Genomic DNA, 17,076 nt, shown 5'->3' with positions numbered 1-17,076 from the left:
GCGGCACGTCACCCTGAGTAAAACGAAAGCCTGCCCCGATTCTTTCGGGGGGTCTCTTTGACTTGAGTGCAGGAGATTCTTCGTTCGTTCCTCACTACCATTGACAGATATTGAGGGATCGTCATTCTGAACGCAGTGAAGAATCTCCTACCATGTGAGAGATGCTTCGACTCCGCAAGCTCCGCTCAGCATGACGCGTAATTTTGTCATTTCCTTTCTGTAAAATCCAAATTCATATTCTCAACAAGACACATGCCTTTACCGACCACATCTGACTTTTTACCCCACATAGCTTATGATTCAGTAATTTTTGGATTTTCCAAAGGTCAATTGAAAATCCTATTGATGGAATACAAGTCCACGGGTTGGCTGGCATTGCCGGGCGGGTTTGTGGGCAGGAATGAGGACCTTAATGAAGCTGTCAAAAGGGGCCTGAAGGAAAGGACAGGGTTGGCAGACATTTATCTGGAGCAGTTCCAGACTTTCGGTAACCTCAAGCGGCATGAGCCTCAGGTGATGAAAACCATTCTTGCTGCCAACGGATATGAGGTGGAGAATGATTTCTGGCTCTTGGACAGGTTTCTGTCCATTGCCTATTATGCGCTCATCGATTTTGAAAAAGTCACCCTTCAGCCTGATACGCTATCAGATTCTATCGCTTGGTATGATATAGAGGACCTTCCAGAATTGATCCTGGACCACCAAAAAATTGTCCAAAAGGCCCTTCAGACGCTAAGAGAAAATCTTGACAGGAAGTTGATTGGGGGAAAGCTCTTGCCCGAAAGGTTTACCATGAAAGAACTGCAGCAGGTGTATGAATCTATTTTGGGGGAAAAATTGCGAAGGACCAGTTTTCAACGAAAAATGCTGGGCTTGGAGATTTTGGAGAGGCATGAAAAGCTCTTTACTGGTAAAAGCCACAAAGCACCCTACCTGTACAGCTTCAAAGAATAGTTTTTTGATAAATTTAAACCTGCCAGGTTTATTTATCAAAAAATCATCAATAACCCGAATAGATTTTTAAAAACCTGGCAGGTTACGCCTCCCTTATTTCCACTGAAAAGGACTGATGTCTATATCGGATTTTTGGTTCAAAAGCTTTTGCGCGATGGCCTCTCCGAGACCTGCGGAGTGTTTGAATCCATGCCCGCTACAGGCAGAGGCTACCAAGACTTCGGGAAAATCAGGTAATTCATCCACTACAAAGTTGGAGTCTTCTGTCACTGTATAAATACAGACTTTGGATTTGATAATTTCCGGCCTTAGTCCTTTGAATTTATCTTTGATTTTTTCTTCCAAAAAGAGCTGGCCTTCATTTTCTGAGACCGTTCGGTTGAGGGTATCCGGATGATGGCTTTCCAAAAATGATTCCGATGCAATCTTGGCTGTCTGACCGTCCAGCGATGGGAAGCCATAAATAAAATCTTCGGGTCGTGGACCGAAACCCCACATAAAAACCGGTGTTTTTCCCAATTCATAAAATCCCGGGGTGACAGGCAACCAGTAAAGAACTTGCCTGCAAATCTTAAATTGATATTTGACATCTTCTGGAAGGAAATCCTTTACCCAAGGTCCTGCACTGATAAGAACTTTTCTCGCTTCAAAATCCCCATGATTCGTTAATATTTGGACCCCGTGTTGACTTGACCTTATCCCTATAACCTTGTAGTGGGCTTTGATCACTGCTCCATTGGATGCCGCCAGGTCCAATTGCGTTTGTATGGCCAATTCAGGCTTGAGCACCCCGGCACTTGGCTCAAAATAGGCCTTGGCATGATCGTCCAAACAGAATTCGGGGTGAACGCTTTTTACCTTTTTTCCATCCAAAACCTCATGCTTGATGTCCGCACTCTGTGCAAAAGCAAGCGTTCTTTCAAAAAATCCTTCTGACCCATGCTTGGACCAGGCTTTAGAAGAAGTGTCAAAAAGCAAACCGCCCGTTTGGAAATAAACCTGTTTTCCGGACAGCTTTTCCAGCTCCTGCCATATCTTGTGAGATCTTTTTACGATTGGAATAAAATCCTGCCCTTCTCCTACAGCAAGCCGGGTGATTCTGGATTCTCCGTGGGATGAACCCATGTCATGCGGAGGCGAAAACTGATCCAGTCCCAAAATACTTTTTCCGGATTTGGACAATTGCCAAAGAGCCGAGGAACCCAATGCCCCTAGACCTATTACCGCGATGTCATAAGTTTTGGACATACCTTTTTTTGATACTAATTGGTTTAAATGATATTAATAGATTATAAGTATCCGGATCCTTACAAGTTAAACCTTAAGAGCAAAACCGTCAACTTTACATTTAACAGTAAATTGGGATTTTGGAGGGTGGGATGAATTTCGACCGGGCCAGCGCAGGCCTTGAGCGCGGATAGGATTCGAAATTCTTGATTTTTTGGCTACTTTTTCATCAAGGAAAAAGTGGCTTCATAGTCAAATTTTGATTAGAATTTAGCAGAAAGAACTGGTTCAAAACAATCAATGGATACGTGCAATGAAGCGGATGTTCATAAAATAGATACTAAATCGATATTAGGGAAACGCTGATATTAATCCATTAAACATTTGGATTAAGAACTTATATCGCCGAAGGCATATACCAACCTTGTATCGCTCCGCAAATATCAATACCATAATATCCATCAGTATCCAATATCAATTCCGATTGTCATAGACATATTTCAACCTTTCCCCGAATCACTTTGTTCTACCAATGACAGATATGGAGGGATCGTCATTCTGAACGCAGTGAAGAATCTCCCACTATTAAGGGAAGGAGATCCTTCACCTCCGCAAGCTCCGGTTACCTTTGACAGATAAGAGTAACCGTCATTCTGAGATTTTAAAATTTTGCATTTACAGAAAGAAAATGACTATTGAGTAAAACCCCGAAGGGGTTAAACTATGAATAGCCCTGGGTAGCAACCCAGGGAATACATGAAATAGAGTTGAGGCCCAACCCTAAAGGGGTTGAACTAAATCATAAATAGACTTATGTCAATGGTAGCGAGGAACGAGCGAAGCATCTCCCATTGCTTAGGAGATGCTTCGTCTCCGCAAGCTCAGCTACCATTGACATCGATCGGGGCGACACGTCACTCTGACGAAGGAAGAGTCTCCCAAAATAGAGGAGATCTCCCGCAATGCTGCGGGACAGGCTTTCATCTCCGCAAGCTCCGATTCAGGATGACGTACACCAAATGTCATTCCCTTTCTGTAAATGTCAATTTTAATAACTCAGGATGACGTAAACCAACTGTCATTTCCTTTCTGAACATTCCCCTAAATGTTAAATACTCGGGATCTCCGTTTCACTCCGATATCGCGCAGCATATATCATTTTTTTACTCCGTCCATATCTTTCCCACATCCGAGTAAGGAATACAACCTTCATAAGGACCGGGAATAGGATTATAAGCCAAAACCTCTTTTCCGATTTTTTCGGAATGGAAATAACCGATCAAGGCCAACTCCTTCATCATCCTATAAAAAGGAAACTCCTTGGGTTCACCAAAAGAAAACCCCCACATAGAACCCGGAAGTGGGCCAGATTTTTCTTCAAAAATCCTGATCACATCATCCTGTTGTTCACCTTCCAGTTTGACAAAGTCTTTTCCGTGCAGGTTTTTTGCTTCTTGGTTAAAGCTGTCTATACCTCCTGCAAAACCATTTTGGATCACTTCAGGAAATACATTATTCAGCATTTTATCGATAAACTGGTCGACTCCAACATCCAAACCGCCCGGAGTTTCAGTTTCCGGCAATACCCTATCTACTATCCTGGAAAGGATCTGGGCCTGTTCCTTGCTCAGTACTTTTGGTGTCCAGTCCAGCTTGGGACCTGACTCGCAGGATTGCATCAAAGCGGCCACCGTAGACCCTGTCAATGCATATCCGAAAATCATTGCTGTGCCCTTGAGGGCTTCTCTTCTGTTCATCGTGTCTGTATTTAAAGGTTGTTACGGTTCATTTCTTTCATGGCATAATCCACTGCCCTGGCGGTCATGGCCATGTAAGTGATGGAGGGATTTTGGGTTCCTGAGGAAGTCATGCATGCACCATCGGTCACAAAAACGTTCGGTACTGCATGCAGTTGATTGTTGCCGTTCAAAACGGATGTTTTAGGATCCCGTCCCATTCTGGCTGTTCCCATCTCATGGACTCCTATGCCTATTGCCCCGCTGTTGTCGTAGGTATGTACATTTTTGAGGCCTGCCGCTTCCAGCATTTCTGCTGCGTCAGCTTTGATAAATTCCCGCATGGCCATTTCATTTTCTTTGTAACTGGCATCAAAAACCATTTTGGGAACTCCAAATTCATCCGTTTCGTCCTTGCTGAGGTACATCTGGTTTTCATGATAGGGAAGAATTTCTCCAAATCCTGTAATACCAAAAGTCCAAGGTCCTGCCTGCATCAACCCATCTTTGAAGTCAGCCCCGAATTCCTTGCTGTTTGCTCCTCTTCCGAAGTTGGCCCGGGAAGCGGATCCCTGATAGCCGTATCCTCTGAGGAATTCCTTCATTTTGGTCTGTTCGTTGATATTTCGGAATCTTGGAATATAAATGCCGTTTGGCCTGCGCCCTTTGTAATATTGGTCTTCAAAACCATCAAAAGTACCGGAAGCTCCCAAGCGGTAATGGTGATCCATGATGTTATGTCCCAGTTCACCGGAATCGTTGCCCAATCCGTTCGGGAATCTGTCTGAAGTAGAATTCAGCATGATCTGTGCTGTCGCAGGCGCAGAGGCATTGAGGAAAATGATGCGTGCATAGTACTCGATCATTTCCTTGCTTTCCCTGTCCACTACCCTGACCCCTTTGGCTTTGCCGGAGGCATCGTCATAAATGACAGAATGCACCACGGAATTAGGCCGCAGGGTCATGTTGCCTGTTTTGGCAGCGTCAGGTAAGGAAACAGAAACGGAACTGTAATAGGCTCCATAAGGACATCCACGGTGGCAGCGGTTTCGGGACTGGCAAGCTCCCCTGCCATTATGTTCACGGGTAAGGTTCGCCACCCTTCCTATGGTCATGTACCGGAAAGGGAATTTGGCTTCAATTTCTTTTTTGATGTGTTTTTCCAGGCAGTTCAGCTCCATTGGAGGCAAAAACTGTCCATCCGGCACATGGTCCAAGCCCATAGCCTGACCGGAAACACCCACATATTTTTCCACATAATCGTACCATGGCGCAAGGTCCTTGTAGCGTATGGGCCAGTCTATGGCGATGCCCTCTTTGGCATTGGCTTCAAAGTCCAGGTCAGACCAACGGTAACATTGCCTGCCCCAGATCAGGGAACGGCCACCGGTATTGTCGGCACGGATCCAGTCAAACTGCTGTTTTTCTATATAGGGATCAGCCTTGTCGTTATGGTAAAAGTGCTTGTTGTCTTCATTGATAAAACCCGATCGGGTCTGAACGTAGTAATCTTCACGTTCCTGATGTGTAAGACGTCCATGGTTATCAAAATCCCAAGGGTCTTTTTGCATGGTAGGATAATCCTGAAGGTGGGTGACGAGGCGCCCGCGTTCCAGCACCAGGGTTTTCAGGCCTTTTTCACAGAGTTCCTTGGCAGCAAAGCCACCACTTATTCCGGAACCCACTACAATGGCATCATAGGTATTTTCTGCCACTGCTTTGATATTGAGGTTACTCATGTAGATAGGGTTTAATAGGTTAATTGTGACAATCAACCTCTCAATGTAGTGAAAAAGGATTTTGGAAAAAAGGAGATTGTATGGATGGTCAATTGTGAGAAATAAAATGTCAAAATATGTGGGGAAAATTTTGAAGTACGGGGGAATTACGATTTACGATTTACGAGGCTGAACGCTTGGTTTAATCTGTAGTTTTGGAGGACAGGCGCAGATAAAAAATCAAAGTAAGTTCGACCCTGAAAGGGTCGAAGGGGTATTCTTCCATTGTAGACCACGGGTTTCACCCATGGCTATTGAGAGGTTTGACCCTTTCAGGGTCAGGAATTTCCTTGCAAAAATTGATACATGAAACGACGGTGAAGCCGTCGAACCTTTCAATAGCCCTAGGTGAAACCTGGGGTGAAGGTGAATGGTGGTAAAAGGCAACAACCCTGAAGGGGTTGAACTAAAAACAAAATTACACCCGGTGAAATCCCAAAAAATACATGCTTTTATTGCTTAAATATTTCCTCCCGCGGATTTCGCAGATGTGCGCAGATAATAAGGTAACCACAGATGGACACTGATCTTCACAGATGATGGTTTTTTGAGCTTTTTTACCTAATGATCAAATGATTTATACGGAATTTTTTTCCTTGCGGGCCAGACCCTTTCCTCTGTGATCCTTAGCCTCTTTATTTCTCCCGATTCGGGACAAGTTATGCGTGAACCTATATACTACAAACTTTAAAATCTATCCTTCACACTATAAAAAACCTTGGCTGCTCTATTTAGAAGGAAATAGAATATAATGGCAGCTACGGCCTGATAAGGTAAGGCAAAAAGGGCGAGTAACAAATTGGTTTTGGAAGCGGTAAGAACAAAGGTCCACAGCCAAAGTATGCCGGTCAAGACCAAAAATATCAACCTGTAGTCCGGCGAACTTGCCACAATAGCAAGAAAAAGGGTGAGATAACTCAACAAACCTCGGACCGCAGTGCCAAGTCCATAAATATTGAACCCATAAGAACTCCTGCCGTAGGACCAAAGACCATAACCTATTGCAAAAAATACAATGACTTTGGCGATGGAACCAAGTACATACAGGATTTCCATATTTAAGGGGTCAGCTGCTTCACCATTTTCTCAATTCCGGCTTTTGCTTTTTTTGCATTTTCCATGGCCAGCCGGAGATCAATTTGATGTTTTTCAATATTGTGGGGATTGGCCAACCAGACTTCCGGGTCGGTTTTACCTTTGGACTGATTGATCGTGCGCAGGGTGACTTTGACATTTTCCGGGCAATTGACCACCAAGGCGATCTGTTCATCACTCAGCAGGTGCTTGTAATTGGAATGCACCCATTCCGAACCATAGATATGTTCGTAGTCATATGGATCACCACCCAAAAGGGTCTTGCCGGTATAGCAATCCTGATAAACCGCACGTCCATTTCCTCTTTTTAAAGCTTCTTGATGCATAGCGGATTTTACTTGGTTAAAGACTTTGTCGATGTCGAAGCGGAGGTAGGGGCGGGAGGGAAGCAATTAAAATGAATTAAGCGAATTTAAATTTGTAAAAAGAGTAACATAGTTTTCTTCTTTTTCCTTCCTTCTCTTTTTGCCATACCACAAGCCTCCTAAACAAATAATATTTATTATGCCACCTAAAATTCTTTCAGATATAGGGGTATTCTGAAATCTAAACCTTCTGTTTTTGCTAAATTGTAAAGCTTGATCTATCAAATAAACTATTGGAGTTATAAATGCAGCTCCCAATATAGCACTAATAACATCGAAAGTAATCACTACAATTAATGCAAATGACCCCATAAATATATACTTTGACACATCAAAAAAGAGAGATTGAATATTTTGAACCTTATTTACTTCCTGAAAAAAATAGTTGTTCTTTATCCAATTCTTTTTTGGATCATTATTACTATATAAATCATTTAAGAACGCAACTTTATTTCTAATTTTGAGATATGATTCTTTGTCTGAGAACGCAACCTTTTTATCATATTTTTCATTTTCTTTCTCAAGCTGTAAAGCTTCATTGTACTCGTTAATTAAGATTGAACCTAATAAAGATTCGTACTTGACAAATAAAAACAATGCTCCATTGCTTTTATTAACAAGATTATTCAATCCTTCAGGGGCTAAACATTCATTTATAATTTGATATAAAGAATTATGTAAATAAGGCAAAGCCTTGTCTGAATCATGAAAATCTTTCTCCCAAGCATCAAATTCTGAAACCAAAAAATCACACACTTTGTAAAGATGTAGAGACATTACATAAACTTCAAAAGCGGAGCAACAATTTTTACCATGTCCCTCTTCAAAGAGTTTAATATCATTTGATTCAAACTCATGCGCAATCTCTAATTCCAATAATCTTTTTAATTTAGGCAACCTAGATTCAAGATTTTGAGAATGGCTTTCAATTATTGACCTTTTATTTCTTGCTAATTCCTTCTTCTTAGGTAAAAGTTTCTGTAATTCATAACTTTTTTTTATTGATGAAAAAGCTTTACCCGCTAAATTAACAGCATAACCCGCGACATGAACTGCTGCTCCAGCAGCGTCGTTCTTAAAGGCTTTGGCAAAAACTCCAGACATATCATGGATACCTTCGGAAAGAGTTTTAAACTTTTCTGAAACTTTACTCGCCATAAGGGTTGCTTCTTCAACATCTTTTCTGATTTCAGAAAATAACTCATTTAGCCCTTCTAATTGTTGTTCTTGAATTGACTTTTCCATTTTTTAAGATTTTAAGAATGAAATAAACATTAAGGATAAGTTATCTGAAGAGTATCTAAGCTGATCCATTAATTCGGATCTTCTTTTAAGATATTCAGGGCTAGAATCAACCTCATTCATTTCAAGTATTTTATCGAGTAACTTATCAACGACATTAGAGGATTTTTCAAGAATAGCCTGAATAACTTCTTTATTAGCTTTAATCTTTTCTATTCTTAAATCAAATTCTTTTTCTTTCAACCTAAAATTTAATTCTATTTCTTTAATTTGATTGTTTAATTCCTTTACTCTTTCTATAGTGCTGGTTATTCTTTCAACTGAACTAAATAATATTTCACCTGATTGATTTAATTTGACTAATATGCTTTCAGTTTTTGTGAAGGCACTTTCATTTTCTACGTGAATAATTTCAGCATCTACCCTCATGGGGATATTCGAGTCATTTGAATGGTCCATAATTCCTTTTATTTTTAGTTTCCTCACCCCACCTTCACCACTTCCAGTATCGCCGAATTCACTGCATTGGCTTTTCGTAAGTCTATGCCGTAGATCCGGAGGAAGGCGTCTACCACGGCTTGGCCTCCATTGTGGTGAAGGGGGTAGTGGGCAGGTGTGGTCATGACCACTTCTACAGACATGCCTTTTTCCAGGCGGATACCATTACGGAATAACGGGTTTTTGACAGTGATTCTAAATAGTGCCATAGGTAATCGGGGTATGGAGGTAAGTTAGATATTTGATCAATGCAAAAGAGAAAAAATGAACATTCGTAGAGAATCCGAGGAAATTCGTTGTGTTTTTGAGGTTATTCGTTGATTGGGAATTTTAATATTTGGTGTTTTTTTGGAAAAGGTTCACGCCAAGGATGCAAAGGGGCTGAGGATTGCGGAGAAATAAATGGTTCACGCAGAGAAAGCAAAGATGACAAGGCTCGCAAAGGAAATAGATGTCTCATTTCATTCGACATGACAAGATGAAGTTTTCTTTGTGCCTTTGTGTCTTCGTGGCCATTAAGGTTCACGCGGAGGGCGCCACGATTTCGCGGAGGACGCAGCGACTTGCCGGTTCAAGGCCTTTGTTTAGACTTATGGTTAATCAACTCAAGACAAAAGACGCTAGACATAAGATGGGTTGGAGTATGGTCAAGGCCTCGTAATTCGTACTTCGTAAATCACAAATAAAATAACCCTGTCATCTTAGCGTCCTTGCGTCTTGGCGAGAAATAAATAGTTCAAGCAAAGGAAATAGATGTCTCATTGCATTCGACATGACAAGGTGAAGTTTTCTTCGTGCCTTTGTGTCTTCGTGGCCATTAAGGTTCACGCGGCAAGGGCAGCGACAACACGGCGGACTCAGCGACTTGTCTATTTCAGTTCTTTATGGGTTTTGAAGTCAATCGGGTAGAATCACGGGATTAATCTATTCAAAATCTTAGCGTCCTTGCGAGAAATAAATAGTTCAAGCAAAGGAAATAGATGTCTCATTTCATTCGACATGACAAGTTGAAGCCTTCTTTGTGACTTAGTGCCTTTGTAGCAAAAAAGGTCTATGCGTGAACCGCAACCCAAAACAAGAAAAAAAACCGCGCCTGCTCTCACCCAGATACAGACACGGCTTTTACCTTAAAAAATCCCTGGTGCTTATTCAGGTATATACAAATTTAAGGTTTATTCCTATCCATAGATTTTTATTTAACATTCGTCGTGTTTTGCCAGATAACTGTCGTTATTTTCATTTATTTGTAAAAACAGGGTATCCTGATTAGCACTTCTGTACCCTTATCTTCATTGGAAAATACCTTGATACTTTCAGCGTTGTACCCCGGCAAAAGGGACAAACGTTCCCTGACCAAGTCCATTCCTCTTGATTTGTATAAGGACTCTTTCTCATTGACTTTTATTCCCCTCCCATTGTCCCAAACAGCGCAAGTGATCATTCCCTCATCAGGAACAGAAAAGCTTACTAACAGCTGGGGGTCGGGATGGTCAGGGCAAAAAGCATGTACAAATACATTTTCGACAAAAGGCTGAATCAACATGGATGGTATATGCAGGTGCTCTGGATCTATTTCTGATGGGACTTCCATTTTGTAAGTTACCTTATTATTGACCCTCTTGTTTTCCAATTCTATATAATTGTTAAGATAATCAAGTTCACTCTTTAATCGGATGTGTGGTTGGATACTGTTTTCCAGAGTTTTGCGCATCAACTTAGAAAACTTACCCAAGAAGTCAAGGGCTTCGTCTCCCTGATTTCCCAGGATGTAGTATTGGATAGAGTTGACAGCATTAAAAATGAAGTGGGGATTCATGTGGGAGCGTAGGGCTTCCAATTTGGTTTTGACAATATTTTCCCTGATTTCTGCCCTTTCTCTTTCTTGCTGAATTCTCCATCGGAACACAGCTATTATTGTAGCAGCCAAAAACAGGATAAGCCCCAGCACGAACCACCACCTGAGGTAAAAGGGTGCTGCGATGTAAAGCTCAAGAATTACTGTGGAAACTGACTTTCCGCTATGCAGGTCTAGGGTTTCTATTTCGAGTTGATACCTTCCATGGGAGAGGGATGCCAGGGTAATATTGTTATCCGAAGCATATGGACTCCAGTTTTCATCATCGTGCAGGCGGTATCTGAAAAGCAGTTTTTGAGGATATGGATGGCCGATTGGTTTGAATTCAATGGAAAGGGTATTTTCAGAGTTTTTGAGGGAGATTTTATCCAAACCAAAGGTAAACCAAAGTGAGTTTTCGGTTCCATAAGGTTTGTTGTTAACCAAGATTTCCCTGATTTCGAGGTTATGTTGATGCATGCTTTGCTCCATGATTTCAGGAATTTTGATCGTGTAATAGCCTTTATCATAGCCGATATAGAGCGTTTCACCTATGACTTTTGCCTAAGAAATCAATCCTGAACCCAGGCCCTGTTCATGGTTGAAAAATCTCACTGTACCCTCCTGATAAATATTCAAGCCTGTTTCCGTTCCTATAAATATGGCATCCTTGAAAGTTTCAATGAAAATAATTCCATTGCCTACAATTTTATCTTTAGCAATAGTTTCTAAGTTTCCAAAACCTTGCCTGGGATCATATATGAAAAGGTCTCCGAATTCACCACCCAGGAATATTTTGCCGTTTTCTCCCCGGTGAATGGTTTTAAATTTCTTTTCCTCCCATGTTCCTTCATCCAAAAATGACCTGAACCCAGTTTGTCTGGAATAGGAATAGAGTCCTGAAAAGACGGATGCGAAATAACTGACAGTATCTGATTGGATAATTCCTGCCAACTGTGTTGGAGTTAGGGGATCTTCGGGAGCAAAATACCTGTGCCTGAAGTGCTTTAAGTCATCAAAAATCCTTAAGCCTCCATAAGGGTGATTGGTGATAAGTTCATTTTCTGGGTTAAACCCTATTACATAGCTGTGAATGGGGACATATTCTATGAATTCACCCTCTTTTGATATTCCAAATATCCCGATATTGGTATTGACCCAAAGCAAGGAATTATTTTCTAGCAAAGAATAAAAAACCATGTCATCTGCTTCCATATCATAATTCAGTTCAAAAAAATCTTCTTCATGCTTTGGCAAGGGATATTTCAGCTTTTTTAAAAATGATTCTTGGGCTTCTTTAAAATTGGAATTTTTCAAAAACTTACCGGACTCCACAAGTGATAAACCATCTTCATATAGTATGGCTTCCAACTTGTCTGATCCTGCAAAACCTTTGGTCTCGGAAGGTCTTTCTCCTGAAAAGAGGACACTTTCATTGAGCGTTATTTTGAAAAGTCCTTTGTCTGTGGTACCGACGAAAAGGGATTGGGTTTCCTGATCATACACTCCGGAGATAAAATTTCTTGATTCCAGATTGGTATGCCTCTTAAAGGATTTCATGTTATTCTCTGAAATTACAAAAAGGCCTCCATCTTGCTGATAAATGCCCCAAGCGGTACCAAAGACCGTTTGCTCTGGACCGGGGATGTATGACCAAACTACAGACTGACCAAAGGCCCCTTCTTGTTTTGGGTTTGCAGCAATAAACTTTTCAACTTCAAATACATCCACATGTCCCTTGTTGGAAGTAAAAATTTTATCATTCAAATGCCCTAGGGCATAAATAGGCGCATGATCATGTATTTTTTTTACAGTGGTTCCAGATGGGTGAAAAATGATTTCGTAAACCCCATGCCTGTATGTGGTATAAAACAGTCTCCCAGTGGATTCAAAAAATCCTGAGGTGTAATTTCTTGCTGCGTCTCTTTGGGTTTCCGGCAGTGACTCTACTTTTCCGTTTTCTACATGAATAATGGAAATACCGTTTTCCGTACCTACCAGCATTTTATCCTGATAGGAGTACAGGTGTCTAATGCGATCGTCAATAAGGCCATTTTCGGTATTGAAAATGTGGAAGCTCCTTCCATCAAACATGGTCAGTCCGCCACCATAGCTCCCAAACCACATTTGATTTAAATGGTCTTCCCCAATCGCCCAGACACTGTTGAATGCTAGTCCATCTGATTCAAAAAAATTCCGAAAAGTACCATTTTCCATTTTGGAGAGGCCATTTTCCGTACCTATCCAAAGGAGACCTCTAGAATCTACATGCAGTGCCCTCACCGCATTGTTGGGCAAACCTTCTACAGTGCTGTATTGGCGCACCGGATACTGTTGTGCACAAATAAAATGTGTACTAAATAAAAAGGTAAATATAAAACTACGCAAACTTTTGGATTTCACTCCTCCGGCGTATTGAGACAGGTATTTCATCACCATTGACCAGATACAGCTGACCTGAGCCCCGGTCATATCTTTTAATTTTGCTGATATTGACAAGAAAGGATTGATGGATACGGACAAACTTTTCTTTTGAAAGCTTTCGTCCAAAGTAACTCAAGGGTTTCGAAACAAACAAAGGTTCAGTGCGATTAGAGATAAAAACTCTGGTGTAGTTTTTATCTGATTGGCAATAGTAAATTTCATCATGGTGGACAAACTCCAAGTTCCCATCCATAGAAAAAGCGCTGATTTCAAGTCTTCTTCCTTTTGCAATCAATGAATTGTCTTCTTCTTTGAAACTGAGGTATCTGAACAAGGTTTTTTGAAATTCTGCAATGTCAATAGGCTTCAATAAGTAATCAAATGCCCTGTGTTTGAAGGCTTCTATGGCATAATCCTTATGGGCGGTAGTAAAAATCACATCAAAACCCCTGTCCTGAAACAGCTCCAACAGTGCAAATCCCGATTTTCTTGGCATCTGAATATCCAAAAATACAAGATCCGGCTCTTCTTCCTGAAGGTAAGGTATCGCTTCATCTACTGATGCGCACTTTTTTAATACCAGGAATTTACCTTCAAAATACTTCGCCAGCAAAAGGACAAGAGATTCCTGTGCATGTGGTTCATCGTCAATTATGATTACTGTGTACATAGCTGTGGCACTTTTGAATAAGGGCTGGGGTGAGCAGCCAATGGATGATAAGTAAAATTAACAGCTATTTCTCTAACTCGAAATACCCATTACAGGGTATATTTTTCCACTTTTTGGCGATTAAGTGAAAATTTATCAGGGTATTTGACTATTCTTTATTTCAGGAAGGAAAATCAAAACCTTAAAAGGCTGATCATCTCAGCTACACAAACCGGCTTTTCGAATCGATTGGAAAATAATTGAGCCTGCAAAAACAATTTTGCTGTACCCTCCTGACCCTGTTCGATTTTTAAAACTGATGCCTCCAGATGAATTTGATCACCTGAATGTACGGGTGCCGGGAAGCGGACTTTTTCAGTTCCATAATTCAGAGCCATTTCCAATCCGTCCAATGGAAGCAGCTCATAAAGTAAATGTGGGATCAAAGATAATGTGAGGTAGCCATGGGCCAGATTTTTTCCTTCAGGAAGCAGGAGGGCTGCTTTTTCCACATCGGTGTGTATCCACTGTAGGTCTTGGGTGGTTTCTGCAAATTTTTGAATCAAATCCTGACTCACGGTGACTGCCCTGCTTTTTCCCAGCGCTTTACCAATCAGTTTTTGTAGATCACTTGCCTTCTTGATTTTTATCGGCTTAGTCTCTTGATGGGCTGAGTCTTGTTGACCGTTTTCTTTGGCAACTTCTTCGGCTTTTTGGGTACTTTTTTCCTTGTCTTTTGCCAATAAGCCTTCATTGACCACCACTACGGCCTTTCCGATGACTTTCCTTTCCATCATGTCGGCCAATGCCGATGGAGAATCTTTAAGGGAATAAGTCTTAAAAATGTGCTGCTTGATTTTACCTTTCTGAATATAGCTTACCAATTCCATCAGATTTTGCTGCGCCTCTTTAGGTTCTTCTGAAGAAAACCTTCCCCAAAATACACCCATCACGGCACAGCCTTTCAACAGGGCCAAGTTGAAGGGGAGTTTCGGGATTTCTCCAGCTGCAAAGCCAACCACAAGGTATCTTCCCTTCCAGGCCATACTGCGAAGGGCAGGCTCCGCATATTTGTCTCCGACCACGTCTAATACGACATCTACCCCTTTGCCATCTGTCAGTGATTTGACTTTTTCCTTTAGGTCTTCTTCCTCATAATTGATTAAAACATCTGCTCCTTTTTCTTTACAAATGGCTAGTTTTTCTGCCCTGGAAGCCGCCGCTATCACTTTAGCGCCCATTAATTTGCCTAACTCTACAGCAGCTAATCCAACGCCTCCCGATGCCCCTAGAACCAGAAGTGTTTCCCCTGATTTAATTTGTGCACGATTTTTTAGTGCATAATATGAAGTACCAAAAGTGTACAATGTAGAGGCCGCTGTGATAAAGTCCATTTGTGGTGGTACGGGAAATACCCGGTTTGCTTCCACTTTGACTTTTTCTGCAAAACCACCCCAGCCACAAAGGGCAAGCACTTTTTGACCTTCCTTCAGGTGCTTCACAGCTGTTCCTACTTTTAGGACAATTCCGGAAACCTCACCTCCAGGGGAAAAAGGAAGTTCTGGTTTAAACTGATACTTATTCTGAATGATCAATACATCGGGGTAGTTGACAGCGCATGCTGCCACTTGAATCAGGACCTCTTGCTCTCCGATTTGAGGGTCAGAGGTTTCGGTATATTTCAACAGCTCAGGACCTCCGTATGTGGTGCAAAGAATGGCTTTCATGGATAAAAGTTTTTTGTAAAATAGGCAATTCTTTAAATATAGCGTAATTTTATAAATTGGTTTTGGACTTGGCAATAAGCCTTTTAAAAACAAATTGCGAATAGAATAAAAACTCAAATATAATGTCAGTTAAACAATTTATTTCAGAGAATCAACAACGGTTTATTGAAGAACTTTTTGAATTATTGAGGATTCCCTCAGTAAGTGCAGACCCAAAATTTAAAGATGATGTCTTCAAGGCAGCAGAATTTGTAAAAGAGAGTCTTGAAAAAGCAGGTGCTGATCAGGTCGAGGTCTGTCAGACTGCCGGATACCCAATAGTCTATGGGGAAAAAATAATTGATCCTAGCTTGCCTACAGTGCTGGTTTATGGACATTACGATGTGCAACCCGCAGATCCCTACGAGCTTTGGGATTCACCTCCATTTGAACCCGTTATTAAAAAAACTCCCAGACATCCCGAGGGTGCTATTTTCGCCAGAGGTTCAGCTGATGATAAAGGTCAGTTTTATATGCATGTGAAAGCTTTTGAAGCCATGATGGCCAATGAGGCTTTGCCTTGCAATGTGAAATTTATGATTGAAGGAGAAGAGGAAGTTGGCTCTGAACACTTGGATATTTTCGTAAAAGAAAATAAAGAAAAGCTAAAAGCCGATGTGGTGCTCGTCTCCGATACTCACATGATTTCATTGGAAAACCCATCAGTAACAGTGGGACTGCGAGGCTTGGCCTATATGCAGGTGGAAGTCATCGGGCCAAACCGGGATCTCCATTCCGGTACTTACGGTGGAGCTGTTGGAAACCCGATCAATATCCTTTGCAAAATGATCGCTTCCCTTCAGGACGAAAACAACCATATTACAATTCCGGGCTTTTATGACAAAGTGGAAGAGTATTCCCAGGAATACCGTGACAACCTGAACAAAGCTCCATTTGACCTGGAAGCATACAAAAAGGAACTGGACATAGAAGATGTACATGGTGAGGCGGGTTTTTCTACCATTGAAAGAGTGGGAATCAGGCCGACCTTAGATGTGAACGGTATCTGGGGCGGTTATACCGGAGAAGGTGCCAAGACTGTTTTGCCTTCCAAAGCTTATGCTAAAATCTCCATGAGGCTCGTGCCCAATCAGGACCATAAGGAGATTGCGAAGCTTTTTGAAGAACACTTCAAGTCCATCGCCCCCAAATCAGTAAAAGTAAAAGTTACACCACATCACGGTGGGGCTGCTGCGGTAGTGTCCACGGAAACACCGGGATATAGAGCGGCCGATTTGGCGATTCAGGAAGCTTTTGGGAAAAAAGCGATCCCTACCAGAGAAGGAGGATCAATTCCGATATGTGCTTTGTTCCAAAAAGAGTTGGGCCTAGATCCTATTCTTTTGGGCTTCGGATTGGATACCGATGCCCTTCACTCTCCTAATGAGCACTATGGTGTCAAAAATTACCTGATGGGAATCGAAACGATAGCTTCTTTCTTCAAACACTTTAAAGAAGAAGCTTCTAAATAATTGAATCATCACCGGAATAAAATTTCCGGTGATTTT

Annotated in this window: 15 protein-coding genes; 3 read left to right on the top strand and 12 right to left on the bottom strand. The window is 41.5% G+C overall.

Going from position 1 to position 17,076, the window contains the following annotated elements; translation table 11 throughout:
• Nucleotides 1–252 precede the first annotated feature (252 nt).
• Nucleotides 253–954: an NUDIX hydrolase gene (locus tag EGN73_RS15780; RefSeq protein WP_219291984.1), complete on the top strand. Its 702-nt coding sequence runs from the start codon at nucleotides 253–255 to the stop codon at nucleotides 952–954.
• A 93-nt stretch (nucleotides 955–1,047) separates the two neighbouring features.
• Here EGN73_RS15780 and solA read toward each other — a convergent pair whose 3' ends face one another.
• On the bottom strand, nucleotides 1,048–2,202 hold the full coding sequence (gene solA, locus EGN73_RS15775) for an N-methyl-L-tryptophan oxidase (protein ID WP_219291981.1): 1,155 nt from the start codon (nucleotides 2,200–2,202) through the stop codon (nucleotides 1,048–1,050).
• Between the two features lie 798 nt (nucleotides 2,203–3,000).
• Between solA and EGN73_RS15770 the strand changes: the two genes are divergently transcribed.
• Complete coding sequence (locus tag EGN73_RS15770; RefSeq protein ID WP_219291978.1) at nucleotides 3,001–3,246, top strand: hypothetical protein; 246 nt, start codon at nucleotides 3,001–3,003, stop codon at nucleotides 3,244–3,246.
• 98 nt (nucleotides 3,247–3,344) lie between these two features.
• Here the strand turns inward: EGN73_RS15770 and EGN73_RS15765 are convergent, their stop codons facing one another.
• From EGN73_RS15765 to EGN73_RS15715, 11 genes are all read right to left on the bottom strand, one after another.
• Nucleotides 3,345–3,938, bottom strand: coding sequence for a gluconate 2-dehydrogenase subunit 3 family protein (locus EGN73_RS15765; RefSeq protein WP_219291975.1), 594 nt, complete (start codon nucleotides 3,936–3,938; stop codon nucleotides 3,345–3,347).
• A gap of 11 nt (nucleotides 3,939–3,949) precedes the next feature.
• Entirely contained in the window at nucleotides 3,950–5,656 is a 1,707-nt protein-coding gene (locus EGN73_RS15760; RefSeq protein WP_219291972.1) for a GMC oxidoreductase, read from the bottom strand.
• Nucleotides 5,657–6,382: 726 nt separating this feature from the next.
• On the bottom strand, nucleotides 6,383–6,751 hold the full coding sequence (locus EGN73_RS15755; protein WP_219291968.1) for a hypothetical protein: 369 nt from the start codon (nucleotides 6,749–6,751) through the stop codon (nucleotides 6,383–6,385).
• A 2-nt stretch (nucleotides 6,752–6,753) separates the two neighbouring features.
• A complete protein-coding gene (locus tag EGN73_RS15750; RefSeq protein WP_246611611.1) occupies nucleotides 6,754–7,116 on the bottom strand; it encodes a hypothetical protein in 363 nt (120 codons plus the stop codon).
• A gap of 66 nt (nucleotides 7,117–7,182) precedes the next feature.
• Complete coding sequence (locus tag EGN73_RS15745) at nucleotides 7,183–8,400, bottom strand: hypothetical protein (RefSeq protein ID WP_219291962.1); 1,218 nt, start codon at nucleotides 8,398–8,400, stop codon at nucleotides 7,183–7,185.
• 3 nt (nucleotides 8,401–8,403) lie between these two features.
• Nucleotides 8,404–8,856 carry a hypothetical protein gene (locus EGN73_RS15740; protein WP_219291961.1) on the bottom strand — a complete coding sequence of 151 codons (453 nt, stop codon included), beginning with the start codon at nucleotides 8,854–8,856 and terminating at the stop codon, nucleotides 8,404–8,406.
• Nucleotides 8,857–8,879: 23 nt separating this feature from the next.
• Nucleotides 8,880–9,104: a DUF6140 family protein gene (locus tag EGN73_RS15735; protein ID WP_219291958.1), complete on the bottom strand. Its 225-nt coding sequence runs from the start codon at nucleotides 9,102–9,104 to the stop codon at nucleotides 8,880–8,882.
• Nucleotides 9,105–10,135: 1,031 nt separating this feature from the next.
• Complete coding sequence (locus tag EGN73_RS15730; RefSeq protein WP_219291955.1) at nucleotides 10,136–11,221, bottom strand: sensor histidine kinase; 1,086 nt, start codon at nucleotides 11,219–11,221, stop codon at nucleotides 10,136–10,138.
• 72 nt (nucleotides 11,222–11,293) lie between these two features.
• On the bottom strand, nucleotides 11,294–13,054 hold the full coding sequence (locus tag EGN73_RS15725; RefSeq protein ID WP_219291952.1) for a ligand-binding sensor domain-containing protein: 1,761 nt from the start codon (nucleotides 13,052–13,054) through the stop codon (nucleotides 11,294–11,296).
• Nucleotides 13,055–13,109: 55 nt separating this feature from the next.
• Entirely contained in the window at nucleotides 13,110–13,823 is a 714-nt protein-coding gene (locus EGN73_RS15720) for a LytR/AlgR family response regulator transcription factor (protein WP_219291949.1), read from the bottom strand.
• Nucleotides 13,824–13,996: 173 nt separating this feature from the next.
• Entirely contained in the window at nucleotides 13,997–15,529 is a 1,533-nt protein-coding gene (locus EGN73_RS15715; RefSeq protein ID WP_219291946.1) for a zinc-binding dehydrogenase, read from the bottom strand.
• 122 nt (nucleotides 15,530–15,651) lie between these two features.
• On the opposite strand from EGN73_RS15715, the gene EGN73_RS15710 reads away from it, so the two are divergent.
• The gene (locus EGN73_RS15710; protein ID WP_219291943.1) at nucleotides 15,652–17,040 is read left to right on the top strand and encodes a dipeptidase; all 1,389 of its coding nucleotides are present in this window, start codon (nucleotides 15,652–15,654) and stop codon (nucleotides 17,038–17,040) included.
• The last annotated feature ends 36 nt before the right edge of the window (nucleotides 17,041–17,076 follow it).

The sequence above is a fragment of the Arthrospiribacter ruber genome, from assembly GCF_019343195.1.
Lineage (GTDB): Bacteria > Bacteroidota > Bacteroidia > Cytophagales > Cyclobacteriaceae > Arthrospiribacter > Arthrospiribacter ruber.
This window is presented reverse-complemented; position numbering and strand designations above follow the sequence as displayed.